This is a genomic window from Kitasatospora sp. NPDC087861 (genome assembly GCF_044742585.1).
In the GTDB taxonomy this organism is placed as follows: Bacteria; Actinomycetota; Actinomycetes; order Streptomycetales; family Streptomycetaceae; genus Kitasatospora.
The window spans coordinates 67,350-83,930 of sequence record NZ_JBIUUS010000019.1 but is presented as its reverse complement, the minus strand read 5'-3'; the positions used below and the strand labels follow the sequence as shown (position 1 = coordinate 83,930).

The window sequence follows — 16,581 nt, the reverse complement described above, 5'->3', positions numbered from 1 at the left end:
GTGTGATGATCTGCCATCAGAGGACGTGGCCATGACGACAAGTCAGGACATCCCGGGCCAGGACCGGCCCGACAACGACCCCGCCGAGCTGAGTCAGTGGGAACGTTTCGGCGTCGACACCACCGCGCCGCACTCCGCACGGGTGTACGACTACTGGCTGGGCGGCAAGACCAACTTCCCGCCGGACCGCGCCATGGGGCAGGCCATCGAGGAGGCCGTGCCGAGCGTCAAGGAGATGGCCAAGGCGAACCGCGCCTTCCAGGGCCGGGCCGTCCGCCACCTCGCCCGGGAGCACGGCATCCGCCAGTTCCTCGACCTCGGCACCGGCATCCCCACCTCGCCGAACACCCACGAGATCGCCGAGGCGGTCAGCCCCGGCACCCGGGTGGTCTACGTCGACAACGACCCGATCGTGCTCGCCCACGCCCGCGCCCTGATGGTGTCCAGCCCGGCCAGCCGGACCACCTACATCCACGCCGACCTGCGCAAGCCCGAGGAACTGTTCGCCGATCCGGCGCTCACCGCCACCCTCGACCTCACCCGGCCGGTCGGCCTGCTGATGATCGCCGTCCTGATGCTCATCGCCGACGAGGACGACCCCTGGGGCCGGGTCGCCGCGCTGCGCGACGCCCTGCCGGCCGGCAGCTGCATCGCCCTCACCACCCCCACCCAGGACTTCGACCCGGAGGCCGTCGGCAAGGTCACCGAGGCGGCCCGGGCCGGCGGCATGACCCTCGTCCCGCGCACCCGTGACGACGTCCTGCGCTTCTTCGACGGCTGGGATCTGGTCGAGCCGGGCCTGTCCCCCGTCCTCGCCTGGCGCCCGGACGGCGAGCCGCCGACCGACCCGAAGGCCGCGTACTACTGGGGCGGCGTCGCCGTCAAGCGCTGACCCACCAGGCGCTGCCCCGTCAAGCGCCGACCCATCAAGCGCCTACCGGGACCGGCCCCCCACACGAGGGCCCGGCCCCGGCCCGGGTGGGGCGGACGGACGCCCGAGCGGACGGGCCCCACGGCCGCCCCACCCGCAGGCCTCACTTCAGCAGCCGCGACAGCCGCCGGTCCGCCAGCGGCTTGCCCCCGGTCTGGCAGGTCGGGCAGTACTGCAGCGAGGAGTCCGCGAACGACACCTCGCGCACGGTGTCCCCGCAGACCGGGCACGGCAGGCCCGTCCGGCCGTGCACCCGCAGCCCCAGCTTCTTCTCCGCCTTCAGCTCCCCGGCCGCCAGCCCGCGCGAGCGCTCCACCGCGTCCCGCAACGTGGCGCCGAGCGCCTCGTAGAGCTGCGCCGTCTCCTCCCCGGTCAGACTGGACGCCAGCTTGTACGGGGACATCCGGGCCGCGTGCAGCACCTCGTCCGAATAGGCGTTGCCCACCCCGGCCAGCACGCTCTGGTCCCGCAGGACGCCCTTGAGCCGGCGCCGCTCGCCGCTCAGCAGAGCCGCGAAGTCCGCCAGGGTGAAGCCCGGGTCCAGCGGGTCCGGGCCCAGCCGGGCCACCCCGGGCACCTCGGCCGGGTCCTTCACCACGTAGACCGCGAGGCCCTTCTTCGTCCCCGCCTCGGTCAGGTCGAAGCCGTCGCCGGCCTCCCCGGCCAGGCGCAGCCGCAGCGCCAGCGGGTTCCTCGGACTCGGGCGCGGCGGCTCGGCGGGCAGGCCGTCCTTCCAGCGCAGCCAGCCGGCCCGGGCCAGGTGGACCACCAGGTGCAGCCCGCCGGCCTCGATGTCCAGGAACTTGCCGTGCCGGGTGACCGAGCCCACGGTCCGCCCCTCCAGCGCGGTGACCGGCGGGTCGTACGTCTTCAGCGCGCTGATCGCCACCGGCTGCGCGCGGGCGATGACGCGCCCGGTCAACCGCTCGGACAGGAAGGCGCTCAGCGCCTCGATCTCGGGCAGCTCCGGCATGCGCCCAGTCTCCCGCAGCCCCGCGCCCACCGCCCGCCCGAACCCCGCCTCCGGCCCGCGGCCCACCTCCCACCCGAGCCGCACTCGTTGCCCTACCCCCACCCGTTGCCCGACCCCCGCCCGGGGAGCAGGCTTGTACTAACCCCCCTCCACGGAGCACCGTGATGAGCACCCTTGAGGAACAGATCGACATCGACGCCCCCGTCCTCGCCGCCTGGGAGCAGTTGCACCGGGTGGACGAGTACCCGCAGTTCGTCGACGGCGTCCGCAGCGCCCATCCGCACGGGCGGAACCTGGCGCACCTCGGGGTGCGGTTCGGCAGCGCCGAGCGAGAGGTCGACACCGAGATCACCGACCGCGGCCGGGGCCGGGTGATGTCCTGGCGGACGCTCGACGGGATCCCGCTGCGCGGCACGTTCGCGCTGCTGCCGCTGGACGCCCGGCACACCCGGCTGCAGATCCGGGTGGAGTACGACCCGGAGGCGGTGCACGAGGCGTTCGGCGGGCCGCGCGGCTTCGCCCAGGCCGGGGCGATCGAGCGGACCGTCCGCGGTGACCTGAAGCACTTCCGGGAGCTGGTGGAGGCGCGGGTGAGCACGGCGGGCACCCACCCGTAAGGACCGGATAAGCCCAGCTCAGTGCCGGTGGTGAGGCTCTTCACAGCGGACCTTCGGCCCGACCGTTTCGCTTTCAACCTGTGGCAGACTCGGGTGCCATGAGCATCGGCCCGGTCACCAGGACGCTCCGCGCGGCGGTCTTCGCCGCGCTGCTCGTGCTGCTCGCCGGGCTCGGCCAGGTGCTCGTCACCGGCCGCTCGCTGCCGGTCGGCACGATGGCCCTGGCCTCCGTCGCCGTGTTCGCGGTGGCGTACGCGCTGGCCGGCCGCGAACGCGGGTACCCGGCGGTCGCGGCGGTGTTCCTGCCGCTGGAGCTGGGCGTCAGCGCACTGTTCGACCTCGCCCAGACCGCCTGCCCGTCCCTGCCGCCCGGTGCCGCGCACGGCTTCCAGCCGCTGCTGTGCGGCGGCGGCTCGCTGGGCGGGTTCCTGCTCGGCCACGGCGTCTCCCAACGGGTCGGCGTCCTGCTGCTCCTGCTGGTGCACGCCGCGATCGCGCTGTCCGGCGCGTTCTGGCTGCGCCGCGCGGACGCCGCGCTGGCCGGCCTCGCCCGTACTGTCCCGATGCTGGGCGACTTCCTGCACCGGCACCTGCCGGCCGCCGCGCGCTGGCTGCGGCTGCTCGTCGCGCCCGTCCCGGCCCGTCCGGTGGCGCGGGTGGCGTTCCCCCGGGCCAGCCGGACCTTGATCCCGGCCGAGGACGTCGTCGTCCGCCCGGCCGTCCGGCGCGGTCCGCCGGCGCTCGCCCTGGCCTGCTGAGCAACGCGCGCCTCCGAGCGCCGTTCCCGGCCGGTCCTCTCGCCGCGCGCCCCGCGCGCCCGCACCCCCGCACGCCCGAGAGCACAGGACGACACTCCATGAGCAACACCCGCAAGACCACCGGCAAGACCTCCGCCACCGACCGCATGCGCGCCGCCCGCGCCCAGGCCGAGCGCTCCGACCGGATCCGCCGCCGGGTCGTGGTCGGCGGTGCCTCCGCCGCCGTGCTCGCCCTGGTGGCGGGCGTGGCCTTCGCCGTCAGCGGCTCCTCCGGCTCCACGGACGCGGCCACGAACGGCCCGCTGGTCGTCCCCGCCAACGCGAGCGGCACCGACGGCACCGTGATCACCTACGGCAAGGCCGACGCCCCGCACACCCTGGAGGTCTACGAGGACTTCCGCTGCCCGTTCTGCGAGCAGTTGGAGACCACCACCGGCAAGGCCATCCAGCAGCTCGCCGACGCCGGCACCTACAAGGTCGAGTACCACCTGGCGACGTTCCTGGACAAGAACCTCGGCGGCAAGGGCTCGCGCACCGCGCTGGCCGCCGCCGGCGCCGCGCTCAACGAGGGCGTGGACAAGTTCAAGCAGTTCCACGACGTGCTCTACGCCAACCAGCCCGACGAGCGCACCGACGACTTCGGCGACGTCAACCACATCCTCGACCTGGCCGGCCAGGTGCCCGGCCTGAAGACCGACGGCTTCGTCAAGGCCGTCCAGGACGGCACCTACGCGCCGTGGGCGGCCCGGGTGAACGAGGAGTTCAACAAGAGCGACGTCACCGGCACCCCGACCGTGAAGCTGGACGGCAGGAAGCTGGACGTCCTCACCGGTGGCAAGGCCGTCTCCCCCGAGCAGTTCACCGCGATGGTCAAGCAGGTGACCGGATGACGACCGCCGCCCCCGCCGTGCGGACCTACGGCTCCGGCCGCCCGTTCGCCTGGCTGCTGCTGATCGGCGGCGCGGTCGGCCTGTTCGCCTCCTCGGTCCTCACCCTGGACAAGTTCCGGTTGCTGGAGGACCCGTCGTACGTCCCCAACTGCAACATCAACCCGATCATCAGCTGCGGGTCGATCATGCGCAGCGACCAGGCCGAGGCCTTCGGCTTCCCCAACTCGCTGCTCGGCCTGATCGGCTTCGCGGTCGTGATCGCGATCGGCGCCGGACTGCTCGCGGGCGCCGCCTACCGGCGCTGGTTCTGGCTCGGCCTCCAGGCCGGGACGGTCTTCGGCATCGGCTTCGTGACCTGGCTGATGTACCAGGCGCTCTACCGGATCGGCGCGCTCTGCCCGTACTGCATGGTGGTCTGGGCCGCGATGATCCCGCTGTTCTGGTACACCACCCTGCACAACCTGCGCTCCGGGATCATCCCCACCGGCCGCACCCTGCGCCCGGCCGTCCGCGAGGCGGCCCGCTACCACTGGATCGTCCCGGCCCTCTGGTACGCGGTGATCGCCCTGCTGATCCTCAACCGGTTCTGGTACTACTGGAGCACCCTGATCTGATCGCCGTCCGCCGCCCCCACCCCCGGGGGCGGCGGACCATCCTCCGCCCGAGGCCGCCCATGCGACGCAGGATCGTCCTCTTCATGTCCGTCTCCCTCGACGGCTACTTCGAGGGCCCGGACCACGACCTGGGCTGGCAGCTCGTCGACGACGACCTGCACACCCACTTCAACCAGGAACTCGCCCGGATGGGCGGCTTCCTCTCCGGCCGGGTCACCCACGAGCTGATGGCCTCGTTCTGGCCCACCGCCGACCAGGACCCGGCCAACGCCGGCCCGATGGCCGAGTTCGCCGCCATCTGGCGCGAAATGCCGAAGACCGTCTTCTCCCGCACCCTCCGGCACGCCGGCTGGAACACCGCCATCGCCCGCGAGGTCACCCCCGAGGCGATCGCCGCCCTCACCACCGCCCCCGGCGGCGACCTCGCCCTCGGCGGCGCCGACCTGGCCGCGTCCTTCCTGGCCCACGACCTGATCGACGAGTTCCGCCTCTACGTCCACCCCGTCGTCCTCGGCCGCGGCACCCTCCTCTTCCGCCCCACCCCCCACCCCGTCCCGCTCACCCTGACCGACACCCGCCGCTTCGCGAGCGGCGTCACCCTGCTGCACTACACCCGGGCCGGGACGGCTGCTTCGGCAGTCCCGTGAGCTCGCTGAAGGCGGCGGTGCCCGAGCAGCCGACGAGGAAGCCCGCCCGGGACCGGGGCTCGGTCGGGATCCCCGTCAGAATTCGACCGCGTCGAACACGAACTCCTCGACCTCGGCGAGGAGTTGGGCCCTGCGCTCGTCGTCGATGAAGGAGGCTCGGAAGGAGTTGGCGGCGAGGCGGCGGAGGGCCTCCTGGTCGAGGGCGAGGGCCTGCCGGACGGCCCGGAAGTTGTCGTCGACGTAGCCGCCGAAGTAGGCCGGGTCGTCGGAGTTGACGGTGACCAGCAGGCCGGCCTCCAGCATCTCGCGCAGCGGGTGGTCGACGAGGGTGTCGATGCAGCGCAGGCGGACGTTGGAGAGCGGGCAGAGGGTGAGCGGGATCTGCTCGCGGACCAGGCGGGCGACCAGGTCGCCGTCCTCCAGGCAGCGCAGGCCGTGGTCGATGCGCTCGACGCCGAGGACGTCCAGCGCCTCGGTGATGTAGGAGGCCGGGCCCTCCTCGCCCGCGTGGGCGACGCGGTGCAGCCCGGCCTCGGCGGCCCGCCGGTAGACCTCGCGGAACTTGGCCGGCGGGTGGCCGACCTCGGCGGAATCCAGGCCGATGCCCGCGATCCGGTCGAAGTAGGGGCGGGCGGCCTCGAAGGTCTCCAGCGCGGACTCGGCGGACTCGTCCCGCAGGAAGCACATGATCAGCCGGGTGCTGATCCCGTACCGCTCCTCGCTGCGCGCCAGCGCCCGGGTGAGCCCGTCGACCACCACGCCGAGCGGCACGCCGCGCGCGGTGTGCGCCTGCGGGTCGAAGAAGATCTCCGCGTGCCGGACGCCCTGCTCGGCCGCGCGGGCGAGGTAGGCGTCGGCGAGGTCGGCGAAGTCCTCCTCGGTGCGCAGCACGGCCATCAGCGCGTAGTACAGGTCCAGGAAGGACTGCAGGTCGCTGAAGGAGTAGGCCGCACGCAGCTCCTCGGTGCCGGCGTAGGGCAGCGCGACGGCGTTGCGGGCGGCGAGGGCGAAGGCGAGTTCGGGCTCCAGGGTGCCTTCGATGTGCAGGTGGAGTTCGGCCTTGGGGAGCGGCATGGGGGATCTGTCCGAGCTGTAGGGGGTGGGGGCGAAGCGTCCAGAGATTCATCCTACGAGCTGTTCGATCACGACCGGCCCGGACGGGCGGGTCGCGGCGGCCGGGCACGTCGCTCCCGGAGGCCGGGCACGTCGTGAAGGGTGCACGGCTGGGGTGTACCGGCCGGGGGCAGCGGGCAACCGGTAGGAGGGGGCTTCCGTCGAGGAGGTACCGAGATGCGGTACATCGACCCGCACGTCCGGCCCGAGGGCGTCTCCCCGCACGCCCTGGGCAACGACACGCTGCTGCACGAGCTGGAGCAACTCCACCGCACCCGCCACGAGACGTTCCTGTACGGCTCGGACGAGGCGCTGAAGCGGCACACCCTGCGCACGGGGCAGCTGGAGGCCGAGTATCTGCACCGTTTCCCCGACCGCCTGGTGACGGCAGGGCGGACCAGGGCCGGTGCCCGGGCCAGGGAGGCGGCGGCCCGGGTGGAGTCGCTGCCCGAGTAGCTGCCCGAGTCGTCGCCCGGGTGGAACCGGCTCCCGGCGGGACACGCCGGGCGGTGGTGGCGTGCCCGCGGGCGGGGTGTCGGAGAGGGTGAGAGGCGCAGACGCACCGGACCCCGACCCCCTGGGAGCCCCGCATGCCCATCGCCAGCGTCAACCCCGCGACCGGCGAGATCCTGGAGACCTTCGAACCCCTCGACGCGGCCGGCGTCGAACGGCGGCTGGCCCGCGCCGCGGCCGCGTTCCACGGCTACCGCACCACCCCCTTCGCCGCCCGCGCCGACCTGCTGCGCCGGGCCGCCGACCTCCTCGACCAGGACCTGGAGGCGATCGCCCGCACGATGACCGAGGAGATGGGCAAGCCGATCGCTGCCTCCCGGGCCGAGGCCGCCAAGTGCGCGAAGGCGATGCGCTGGTACGCCGACCACGCCGAGGCGCTGCTCGCCGACGAGCACCCGGCTCCCGCCGACGTCGCCGACTCCGGTGCCTCCCGCGCCTACGTCCGCTACCGCCCGCTCGGGGCGGTACTGGCCGTGATGCCGTGGAACTTCCCGTTCTGGCAGGTGATCCGGTTCGCCGCGCCGGCCCTGATGGCGGGCAACGTCGGCCTGCTCAAGCACGCCTCCAACGTGCCCCGGACGGCGCTGGCGCTGGAGGAGCTGTTCCGGCGGGCCGGCTTCCCGGAGGGCTGCTTCCAGACCCTGCTGATCGGCTCGGGCGCGGTCGAGGGCGTGATCCGGGACCGCCGGGTGGCCGCGGTGACGCTCACCGGCAGCGAGCCGGCCGGGCGGGCGGTCGCCGCCACCGCCGCCGACGAGGTGAAGAAGGCCGTCCTGGAGCTGGGCGGCAGCGACCCGTTCGTGGTGCTGCCCAGCGCCGACCTGGACGCGGCGGTGCGCACCGCCGTCCGGGCCCGGGCGCAGAACAACGGCCAGTCCTGCATCGCCGCCAAGCGCTTCATCGTGCACACCGACGTCTACGAGCGCTTCACCGCCGCGTTCACCGAGGCGATGCGGGAGCTGCGCGTCGGCGACCCGATGGACGAGGCGACCGACGTCGGCCCGCTGGCCAGCCGCCAGGGCCGGGACGACCTGGAGGAACTGGTCGAGGACGCCCGCACGCACGGCGCCCGGGTCGAGTGCGGCGGCGGGCGCCCGGAGGGCTGGGACACCGGGTACTTCTACGAGCCGACGGTGCTGACCGGCATCACCCCGGCCATGCGGATCCACCAGGAGGAGACCTTCGGCCCGGTCGCCACCGTCTACCGGGTCGCCGACCTGGACGAGGCGGTGGCGCTCGCCAACGACACGCCGTTCGGGCTCAGTTCCAACGTCTGGACCCGGGACGAGGGCGAGCAGGAGCGCTTCGTACGCGACATCCAGGCCGGCGGGGTGTTCTTCAACGGGATGACCGCCTCCCACCCGGCGCTGCCGTTCGGCGGCGTCAAGCGCTCCGGGTTCGGCCGGGAGCTGTCCGGGCACGGGATCCGGGAGTTCTGCAACGTCACCACGGTGTGGATCGGCTGAGCGCCCCCGGATCCGCCGGACGCGAGCGGCGCGACCGGTGCGGTCGGCGCGGCCGGGTCAGGACGCCATCCGGTGCCTGCCCCGGCCGGGCGTCATCCAGCGGGCGACCACGCCGACCAGGGCGAGGAGGGTCGCGCCCCAGACGATGGCCATCAGCACCAGCATCGGCAGCCAGCTCACCTGGGCGCCGACCATGGCCAGGCCGAGCGAGAGCGCGACCATGAACACCACGGCGGTCGGATTGAGGCTGAGCAGCCAGTGCCAGGCCCGCTGGGCCGGCCCGAGGTGCTGCGGGGTGTCGGGGTCGGTGTCGAGTTCCTTGTAGGTCAGCAGGTCCATCGGGATCGCCTCCGGGTTCTCGGGGTGCTGCCGGATCCGCGGGGCTCAGGAGGCCTTGCGCGGAGCCGTGGACTTTCCGGTCGTGGCCTTTCCGGTCGTGGTCCGCTTCGCCCCGGTGGCCTTCTTGGCGGCGGGGGCGGCGGCTTCGGGGGCAGGCTCGGAGGCGGCCCCCGCCGACGCGGCGCGCTTCGTCGCCGGGGCGCGCCCGCGGGGCGCGGGCCCGTCCTCCTCCGGTCCGGATCCGGCGGCGGTGGCCCGCCCGCCCTTGGCCTGCTTGAGGCTGCTGCGCAGTGCCTCCATCAGGTCGATCACGTTGTCCGGCGCCTCGCCCGCCTCCTCCTCGTGCGGGAGCTCGACGCCCTCCAGCCGGGCCGTGATCACCTGCTGCAGGGCCTGCTGGTAGTCGTCGTGCAGTTGGGCGAGGTCGAAGTCCTCGGAGAGGGTGTCCATCAGCGACCGCGCCATCTTGAGCTCCTGCGGCCGTACGGTGACGTCCTCCTCGGGCGCGATGCCGGCCACCGGGCGGACCTCGTCGGGCCAGATGCAGGTCTGCAGCACCAGCGTGCCGTCGTGCACCCGCAGCACCGCGGGCGATTCGCGGGTGCGCAGCGCGATCTTGGTGACGGCGATCTGCCCGGACTCGGTGAGCGCGTCGCGCAGCAGGGCGTACGGCTTGGCGGCGGCCTTGTCGGCGACGCCCACGTAGTAGGCCTTGGAGAACATCAGCGGGTCGATCTCGCCGGCGTCCACGAAGGCCAGCACGTCGATGATCTTCTTGCTGGGCAGCGGCAGGTCGGCGAGGTCCTCGTCGGTGAGCGTGACCGTCCGGCCGTCGGGCGACTCGTAGCCCCTGGCGATCTCCGCGTACGGGACCTCCTTCTCCTCCCGCTCGCAGTACCGCTTCATCCGCACCCGTCCGCCGTCCTTGGCGTGCACCTGGTGCAGCGGGACGTCGTGTTCCTGGGTGGCCGAGTAGAGGTGGACGGGGATGCTGACCAGCCCGAAGCTGATCGTCCCCTTCCAGGTGGTCTGCATGGGATCGCTCCTTCCCGGAGGTTCCCGCCCGACGGGGCGTCCCCGTACCGGGGACGTGCCGAGAATCCCACTGTGCCCGGGTTTGCCCCGATCGGCCACACCGGGCCGACAATGAGCCGAGGAGGTCGATGCGGATGACCGTCCGAAGCCGTGGGCAGGACGCGCCACCGCCCCCGGAGCGGACCGTGTACCGGGTGGTCTACGCGGTACGGGGCGAGGCCGGCGTGCGGCGGGCGGAGGTGGCGGTGCTGCCCGGGTACTCGCAGGAGGGCGACCTCCCCCGGATCCTGGCGGCGCGCCTCACCGGCCGGCCGACGGACGCGGCGCGGATCACCGTGCTGGAGCTGCGCGGGCCGTGAGCCCCGGCAGGGCCCGGAACGCCGCCAAACCACTGGCAATGCGTCAGATTTGAGCTTTTCGCACTGCTTGTCCACCCCCCTGACCTGGCCTTTCGTGTCCGGTGAGCGAACAGTTACCGAAGTGCTGTTCCGATAAGCGGCCGAAGAAGTTAGGTTGCACCGCAATGCGCGGGTCCGTCCCCCACCCTTCGGCGCAACGAGCCGAGGGTCGCGCCGCGCGGGAAAGGCACAGGACTCACCTGATGAGTGCGGACACCACCAAGCCTGCGGCAGCCGCCCAGGCCCCCCACCAGCCCGGGCCGCCCGGGCACGGCGGCGATGGCCACCTGAAGGCCGGGCTCAAGAACCGCCACCTGTCGATGATCGCCATCGGCGGGGTGATCGGCGCCGGGCTGTTCGTCGGCTCCGGCGCGGGCATCGCCTCCACCGGGCCGGGCATCCTGCTCTCCTACACGCTGGCCGGTGTGCTGGTCGTGCTGGTGATGCGGATGCTCGGCGAGATGGCGGCGGCCGACCCGCAGAGCGGCTCGTTCTCGGCGTACGCGGACCGCGCGCTCGGCCGCTGGGCCGGGTTCACCATCGGCTGGCTGTACTGGTTCTTCTGGGTCGTGGTGCTCGCGGTGGAGGCCACCGCCGGTGCGAAGATCCTGAACACCTGGATGCCCGGCGTGCCGCAGTGGGCGTTCGCGCTGATCGTGATGGCGGTGCTGACCGCCACCAACCTGTTCTCGGTGGCCTCCTACGGCGAGTTCGAGTTCTGGTTCGCCGGGATCAAGGTGGTGGCGATCGCCGCGTTCCTGGTGATCGCCACGCTCGCCGTCTTCGGCCTGCTGCCCGGCACCCACGCGGTCGGCACCAGCAATCTGACCGGCCACGGCGGCTTCCTGCCGCACGGCGTGGGCGCGGTGTTCACCGGCATGCTCACGGTGGTCTTCGCCTTCATGGGCAGCGAGATCGTCACCCTCGCCGCGGGCGAGTCGGAGGACCCGGAGCGCGCGGTCAGCAAGGCCACCAACAGCGTGATCTGGCGCATCGGCATCTTCTACCTGGGCTCGATCCTGCTCGTGGTCACCCTGCTGCCGTGGGACTCGGCCGCCGTCAAGGGCAGCCCGTACGTGGCGGTGCTGGAGCACGTGGGCATTCCGGGCGCCGGCCAGGTGATGAACGTGATCGTGCTGACGGCCGTGCTGTCCTGCCTCAACTCCGGGATGTACACGGCCTCCCGGATGGCCTTCTCGCTCGGCCGGCGCGGGGACGCGCCCAAGGCCTTCGCGACCGTGACCGACCGGGGCGTGCCGCGGGTGGCCATCCTCTCCTCGGTGGTCTTCGGCTTCGTCGCCGTGTTCTTCAACTACACCTCGCCGGACACGGTGTTCGCGTTCCTGCTCAACTCCTCCGGCGCGATTGCGCTCTTCGTCTGGCTGGTGATCTGCTTCTCCCAGCTGCGGATGCGCCGGATCATCGAGCGGGAGACTCCCGAGCGACTGACCGTCCGCATGTGGCTGTACCCCTACCTGACCTGGACGGCCATCGGCATGATCGGGTTCGTGGTGGCGTACATGTTCACCGACGCCGACGGGCGCAAGCAGATGTACCTGTCGCTGGTCGCCGCGGCGATCGTGCTCGCGGCCTCGGCCGTGGTGGGCCGCCGGCGGCGGGCCGCGGTGGCGGCGGAGTCCTGACCCGTCCGAGCCGCGGCGGTGCCGGGCCCGGGAGCCGTTGCGGAGGCTCCCGGGCCCGGTGCCGTTCCCGGGCCCGGCACCGGGCCCGGACCTCGATCCACAACGTGACGACGACGGGAACAACAGTTTGACGATGGCACGTCAAGGGGGATACCTGGGCATGGCGCTCCCCCACGAGCGCTCCCCCACCCTTCCCGGGAGACCTCTTGCCGCTCCTCCCCGCCCCTGCGTCCGCGCGCTTGCGCTTCGGCCACCGGCTGCGCCACTGGCGCGAGGCCCGCGGGCTCAGCCAGACCGAACTCGGCCGCCTGCTCGGCTACCACAACTCACTGATCAGCCGAGTGGAGAACGCGCGCCGCTGGCCGCCCCCGGGGCTGCCCGCCCGGGCCGACGAACTCCTGCTCACCGGAGGTGAGTTGGCCGCCCTCTGGCAGCCCGTCCGACGGGAGCGCGAACGCCTCGGCGAGCTCGCCGCCCCCGCCCGGCCGACCTTCGGCGGGGCCGGACCAGGGCCCTCGGCGGACCGGCCGGACGCCGTCACCTTCGAGGTGCTCGGCCACCTGCTCGACGTCTACCGCGCGGCCGCCACCCACATCGGCGGCGAGCAGCTGACCGCCGTCCTCGAACACCACACCCGCACGCTGGCCGGCTGGCAGCACACCACCCCGCGCGGGACCGCCCCCGCCGTCCGCTCGCTCGCCGCCCGCTATGCCGAACTCGCCGGCTGGGCCCACTTCGAGGGCGACCGCCGCACCCGCGCGCTCGGCTGGTACGCGGCCGGGCTGGAATGGGCCCGCGCGGCCGACGACCAGCCGACCACGGCCGCCCTGCTGGCCCGGCAGAGCACCCTGCACTGGTGGAGCGGCGACCCGGCCGCCGCACTCGCCCTGGCCGAGGCCGCCCACGCCGTCGCCCGCTCACTGCCCGGCCTGCGGGCCTGGGCCGCCCTCGCCCAGGCGCACGCCCACGCCCTGGCCGGCGCGGCGCCCGAGGCGTGGCGGGCGCTGGCCGAAGCCGAGCGGCTGACCGAGGCCGCCCGGCGGGCCGGCGAGCCGACGCCCGGGCCGGCCCGGGCCGATCTGGTGCTGGGCGTCGCACACGGCACCTGCCACCGGGACCTCGCCGTCCGCACCGGCCGCTCCGACCACGCCCACGCGGCGGTGGCCCACCTGGGCGCCGCCCTGGGGCGCCTGGACCCGGCCGTCCACCCGCACGACCACGCGCTGGTCGCCGGCCGCCTCGCCGGGGCGTACGCCCGGGCCGGGCGGCGCGAGGCCGCGGCCGCCGTGCTCTCCTGGCTGCCGCCGGACGCCACCGGCCGGATCGCCCACGAGCGGCGCCGGGCCCGGGCCTGGCTGGGCGGTTCAGCGGCGGACCGGACTGCGGCGGACGGACCCTCGGCGGCCAGGCCCTCGACGGACGGGCCTGCGACGGACCGGCTCCGGCCGGACCGGCCTTCGGCGAACTGCTGAGCGCCCGGGGGTGGTCGACCTCCCCCGGGCGCTCCTCCGAACGCTCCCACGGACGCTCCGCGGGCGCTCCTCCGGGCGCCCGCTCAGGCCCGCACCGGCGTCAGAGCCCGGCCGCCGCCGAGGCGATGTCGGCCGCGTAGGTGCTCACCTTGGTGTAGACGCCCGGGTAGCCCGGCCGGGCGCAGCCGTTGCCCCAGCTGACGATGCCGACCTGGACCCAGCGGCCGGCCGCGTCCCGGCGCACCATCGGCCCGCCGGAGTCGCCCTGGCAGGTGTCGACGCCGCCCTGGTCGACGTAGCCCGCGCAGAGCGAGGCCGCGGTGTTCAGGCCCGGGTAGGCGTTGGCGCAGGTCGAGTCGTCGACGAAGGGCACGGTGGCCTTGAGCAGGTAGCGCTGCTGGGCGCCGCCCTCGGTCGCGGCGCCCCAGCCCATGATGGTGAAGGTGCCGCTGTCGTTGGCGGTGGAGTCGGTGGTCGGCAGCGTGGTCACCAGGCTGCTGCCGACCGGCGAGGACAGCTTGATCAGCGCCCAGTCGTCGCCGTTCTCCGCCCCGGTGAAGCCGGGCGCCTGGTAGACGTACGACGAGCGGGCCTTGACCGCGCTGCCGCTGCGCAGGTCGACCGCGCCGAGGGTGACCGTGATGCTCGTGTCGGCGCCGGTGCCGTTGACGCAGTGGGCGGCGGTGAGCACGATCTGCGGGGTGTAGAGCGCGCCGCCGCAGCCCATCGAGAGCCGCACCACGAACGGGAACTCGCCCTGCGCCGCCCGCGTGCCGCCGACCACGGTCGGCGAGGGCGCGGGCGAGGCGGCGGCGGGCAGCACCAGCGCGCCGGCGCCGAGCACCAGGGACGCCAACAGGACGATCAATCTGCTGAATTGACGCTTCATCAGGCTCCTCCATGACAGGTCGGGGAGCACCGAGGGTGGCCCGACGGGAGGCGCGACGGGAGGAGTCGGGCCTTGCCGGTCGAAACTGGCAGGAACACGGCAATGCGGGGTTCCGGGCGGGGAAGCCCTTAGACCGACCGGCACATGGTGGGCGTCGCGACGCCGCTCACCATGTGCCGGTCGGTCTAAGGTGATCGCCATGCGAGATCTTGCGGCGGGGATGAAGTACCTGGTCGAGGGCCAGAAGTGGGTGGCCCGGCACGGCCGCTGGTGGGGCTTCGGCATGCTGCCCGCACTGCTCACCCTGGTCGGGTACGCCGTCGCGCTCGCCTTCCTCGGCGGCTGGTCGAAGGACCTCGCCGGCTGGGCCACCCCGTTCGCCGACCACTGGGGCTCGCCCTGGCAGAGCCTGCTGCGCGACGCGCTCGCGGCGATCGTCTTCGGCGGCGGACTGCTGCTCTCGCTGCTCACCTTCACCGCCGTCACACTGCTGGTCGGGCAGCCCTTCTACGAGGCGCTCTGCGCCAAGGTCGACGAGACCGAGGGCGGCGCACCCACGCCACCGGAGTCGCCGCTCTGGCGCGAGCTGGTGATCGCGGTGCGGGACAGCGTGTACGTGCTGGTGCGGGTGGCCGCGTTCGGCGTGCTGCTGTTCGCCTGTGGGTTCATCCCGGTGATCGGGCAGACGGTGGTGCCGGTGCTCGGCTTCCTGGTGTCCGGCTTCTTCCTGACCGTCGAGCTGGCGGCCGTCGCCCTCCAGCGGCGCGGGGTGCCGCAGCCCGAACGGATCCGGCTGCTGCGCGCCCGGCTCGGACTGGCGCTGGGCTTCGGCACACCGCTGATCCTGGCGTTCCTGATCCCGCTGGTGACGGTCCTCGCCATGCCGGGGGCCGTCGCGGGCGCCACCCTGCTGGCGCGCGACCTGGTTCCGGCGGAGGAGGAGCCGTCCCCCAGCTCCGACACCGCCGCTGCCGACACCGACATCACCCCCGTCGGCGCGCAGCCCGTCCCCGGGAGCCCGCACGCGGCCTCCTGAGGCGGTGACCGGCCGGTCACCCTGCGCCGAAGTCGGCCCGCCGAACATGTGAGGCCGCCCACACGGGGTTCACCGTCTACGGCCCCCGATAGTGGATGCCCCCGCCCGGGGCGCCGCCCGACCACCCGACCCCGGGCCGCCGCCACACCCCCGCGGCCGGACCCACCCCGAACCACGCAGGCCACCACCCCTCCCGCCCTCGTGCTCCGCCCGCGCCACCGGCTTCCGACCCCTAAACATACAAGTCGGAAAAATTACCCCAAAACCACCGACGTGCCCCGCCGCGACCGCCCCGCGACTACTACCCGCCGTAGTGGCGGACGCCTTTGCGGCCCGTCCCCGGCCCTGCCAAGAATGGCCCGTCGCCAGGCAGCGCGGCCGACCCCGACGCCACGCAGCCCGCCCGCCCCGCCAGTTCCGCCGGGGCGCCACGGCCGTCCCGGACGGCCGCGCGGGCCCCCGCTCACCCGGGAGCCCGTGCGATGCCCCGCCCCCAGTGCCACCGGCACGGCCCCCGACGGAAAAGGATCGTCCGCTTCATGCAGCTCAGCCATGCCCGCCGCAACTCCCTGATCACCGGCATCACCACCCTCGTCGTCGCGAGCGCCGCCACCGCCGCCCTCGCCATCCCGCAGGCCGGGAACACCGCCGAGGCCGCCGCTCCCGCGGCCGCCGTCACGGTGGACGGCAAGCCGGTCAACGACCAGGCCCAGGCTGACACCGCTGCCGCTGCCGGCCAGGCCGCCCAGGCCGAGGCGGAGGCCGCCGCCCAGGCGAAGGCCCAGGCCGACGCGCAGGCCCAGGCCGAGGCCGAGGCGAAGGCCCAGGCGGACGCCAAGGCCCAGGCCGACGCCCAGGCCGCCGCCTCCCGCTCCCAGCAGCGCCAGAACCTCACCAGCGCCCCGGCCCCGGCCGGCAGCCCGCAGCAGATCGCCGCCCAGCTCGTCCCGGCCGGCCAGCTCCAGTGCTTCAGCAACATCGTGTCCCGCGAGAGCAGCTGGAACCCGCTCGCCGTCAACGCCTCCTCCGGCGCCTACGGCCTGGTCCAGGCGCTGCCCGGCACCAAGATGGCCTCGGCCGGCTCCGACTGGCGCACCAACCCGGCCACCCAGATCAAGTGGGGCCTGGACTACATGAACTCCCGTTACGGCAGCCCCTGCGCCGCCTGGTCGTTCTGGCAGAACCACCACTGGTACTGAGCCGACCCTTCGGCACGTTCCGGGCCCGCGACGCGCAACGCGTCGCGG

General features: G+C 73.7%; 18 protein-coding genes. 13 read left to right on the top strand and 5 right to left on the bottom strand.

The features are described 5' to 3' along the window. Positions 1-31: 31 nt before the first annotated feature. The gene (locus ACIOJE_RS25735; protein WP_280684120.1) at positions 32-892 is read left to right on the top strand and encodes an SAM-dependent methyltransferase; all 861 of its coding nucleotides are present in this window, start codon (positions 32-34) and stop codon (positions 890-892) included. 142 nt (positions 893-1,034) lie between these two features. Here the strand turns inward: ACIOJE_RS25735 and ACIOJE_RS25730 are convergent, their stop codons facing one another. Next, entirely contained in the window at positions 1,035-1,904 is an 870-nt protein-coding gene (locus ACIOJE_RS25730) for an Fpg/Nei family DNA glycosylase (RefSeq protein ID WP_400779139.1), read from the bottom strand. 164 nt (positions 1,905-2,068) lie between these two features. Here ACIOJE_RS25730 and ACIOJE_RS25725 point away from each other — a divergent pair, with 164 nt between their 5' ends. The 5 genes from ACIOJE_RS25725 (at position 2,069) to ACIOJE_RS25705 (ending at position 5,430) form a co-directional block, all read left to right on the top strand. Next, positions 2,069-2,521 carry an SRPBCC family protein gene (locus ACIOJE_RS25725; RefSeq protein ID WP_400779137.1) on the top strand — a complete coding sequence of 151 codons (453 nt, stop codon included), beginning with the start codon at positions 2,069-2,071 and terminating at the stop codon, positions 2,519-2,521. Between the two features lie 98 nt (positions 2,522-2,619). Continuing rightward, positions 2,620-3,279 (top strand): hypothetical protein, encoded by a 660-nt coding sequence (locus ACIOJE_RS25720; RefSeq protein WP_280684126.1) that lies wholly within the window; start codon positions 2,620-2,622, stop codon positions 3,277-3,279. Positions 3,280-3,377: 98 nt separating this feature from the next. Then, positions 3,378-4,169, top strand: a complete 792-nt coding sequence (locus ACIOJE_RS25715; protein WP_400779135.1) for a DsbA family protein — start codon at positions 3,378-3,380, stop codon at positions 4,167-4,169. Next, positions 4,166-4,783 carry a vitamin K epoxide reductase family protein gene (locus ACIOJE_RS25710; RefSeq protein ID WP_400779133.1) on the top strand — a complete coding sequence of 206 codons (618 nt, stop codon included), beginning with the start codon at positions 4,166-4,168 and terminating at the stop codon, positions 4,781-4,783. Before ACIOJE_RS25715 ends, ACIOJE_RS25710 begins: the two co-directional genes overlap by 4 nt. Before the next feature lie 83 nt (positions 4,784-4,866). Next, positions 4,867-5,430 carry a dihydrofolate reductase family protein gene (locus ACIOJE_RS25705; protein WP_400779131.1) on the top strand — a complete coding sequence of 188 codons (564 nt, stop codon included), beginning with the start codon at positions 4,867-4,869 and terminating at the stop codon, positions 5,428-5,430. A 75-nt stretch (positions 5,431-5,505) separates the two neighbouring features. Here the strand turns inward: ACIOJE_RS25705 and ACIOJE_RS25700 are convergent, their stop codons facing one another. Beyond that, on the bottom strand, positions 5,506-6,504 hold the full coding sequence (locus tag ACIOJE_RS25700; RefSeq protein WP_400779129.1) for an adenosine deaminase: 999 nt from the start codon (positions 6,502-6,504) through the stop codon (positions 5,506-5,508). A 216-nt stretch (positions 6,505-6,720) separates the two neighbouring features. Between ACIOJE_RS25700 and ACIOJE_RS25695 the strand changes: the two genes are divergently transcribed. Together ACIOJE_RS25695 and ACIOJE_RS25690 are read left to right on the top strand one after the other, a co-directional pair. Continuing rightward, positions 6,721-6,999, top strand: coding sequence for a DUF6158 family protein (locus ACIOJE_RS25695; protein ID WP_280685048.1), 279 nt, complete (start codon positions 6,721-6,723; stop codon positions 6,997-6,999). 134 nt (positions 7,000-7,133) lie between these two features. Further along, positions 7,134-8,522, top strand: a complete 1,389-nt coding sequence (locus ACIOJE_RS25690; protein ID WP_400779127.1) for an NADP-dependent succinic semialdehyde dehydrogenase — start codon at positions 7,134-7,136, stop codon at positions 8,520-8,522. Between the two features lie 57 nt (positions 8,523-8,579). Here the strand turns inward: ACIOJE_RS25690 and ACIOJE_RS25685 are convergent, their stop codons facing one another. Continuing rightward, positions 8,580-8,861 (bottom strand): hypothetical protein, encoded by a 282-nt coding sequence (locus ACIOJE_RS25685; protein WP_280685050.1) that lies wholly within the window; start codon positions 8,859-8,861, stop codon positions 8,580-8,582. A gap of 45 nt (positions 8,862-8,906) precedes the next feature. After that, on the bottom strand, positions 8,907-9,896 hold the full coding sequence (locus ACIOJE_RS25680) for a Ku protein (protein WP_400779125.1): 990 nt from the start codon (positions 9,894-9,896) through the stop codon (positions 8,907-8,909). Between the two features lie 134 nt (positions 9,897-10,030). On the opposite strand from ACIOJE_RS25680, the gene ACIOJE_RS25675 reads away from it, so the two are divergent. The 3 genes from ACIOJE_RS25675 (at position 10,031) to ACIOJE_RS25665 (ending at position 13,409) form a co-directional block, all read left to right on the top strand. Next, complete coding sequence (locus ACIOJE_RS25675; protein WP_280685052.1) at positions 10,031-10,255, top strand: hypothetical protein; 225 nt, start codon at positions 10,031-10,033, stop codon at positions 10,253-10,255. Positions 10,256-10,497: 242 nt separating this feature from the next. Further along, positions 10,498-11,937: an amino acid permease gene (locus ACIOJE_RS25670; protein WP_280685053.1), complete on the top strand. Its 1,440-nt coding sequence runs from the start codon at positions 10,498-10,500 to the stop codon at positions 11,935-11,937. Between the two features lie 206 nt (positions 11,938-12,143). Then, entirely contained in the window at positions 12,144-13,409 is a 1,266-nt protein-coding gene (locus ACIOJE_RS25665; RefSeq protein WP_400779122.1) for a helix-turn-helix domain-containing protein, read from the top strand. Between the two features lie 100 nt (positions 13,410-13,509). On the opposite strand, the gene ACIOJE_RS25660 is transcribed toward ACIOJE_RS25665, so the two are convergent. After that, positions 13,510-14,298: a S1 family peptidase gene (locus ACIOJE_RS25660; RefSeq protein ID WP_400779120.1), complete on the bottom strand. Its 789-nt coding sequence runs from the start codon at positions 14,296-14,298 to the stop codon at positions 13,510-13,512. A 199-nt stretch (positions 14,299-14,497) separates the two neighbouring features. Between ACIOJE_RS25660 and ACIOJE_RS25655 the strand changes: the two genes are divergently transcribed. After that, complete coding sequence (locus ACIOJE_RS25655; RefSeq protein ID WP_400779118.1) at positions 14,498-15,334, top strand: EI24 domain-containing protein; 837 nt, start codon at positions 14,498-14,500, stop codon at positions 15,332-15,334. Positions 15,335-15,873: 539 nt separating this feature from the next. Beyond that, the gene (locus ACIOJE_RS25650) at positions 15,874-16,533 is read left to right on the top strand and encodes a transglycosylase SLT domain-containing protein (RefSeq protein ID WP_400779116.1); all 660 of its coding nucleotides are present in this window, start codon (positions 15,874-15,876) and stop codon (positions 16,531-16,533) included. Positions 16,534-16,581: the final 48 nt, after the last annotated feature.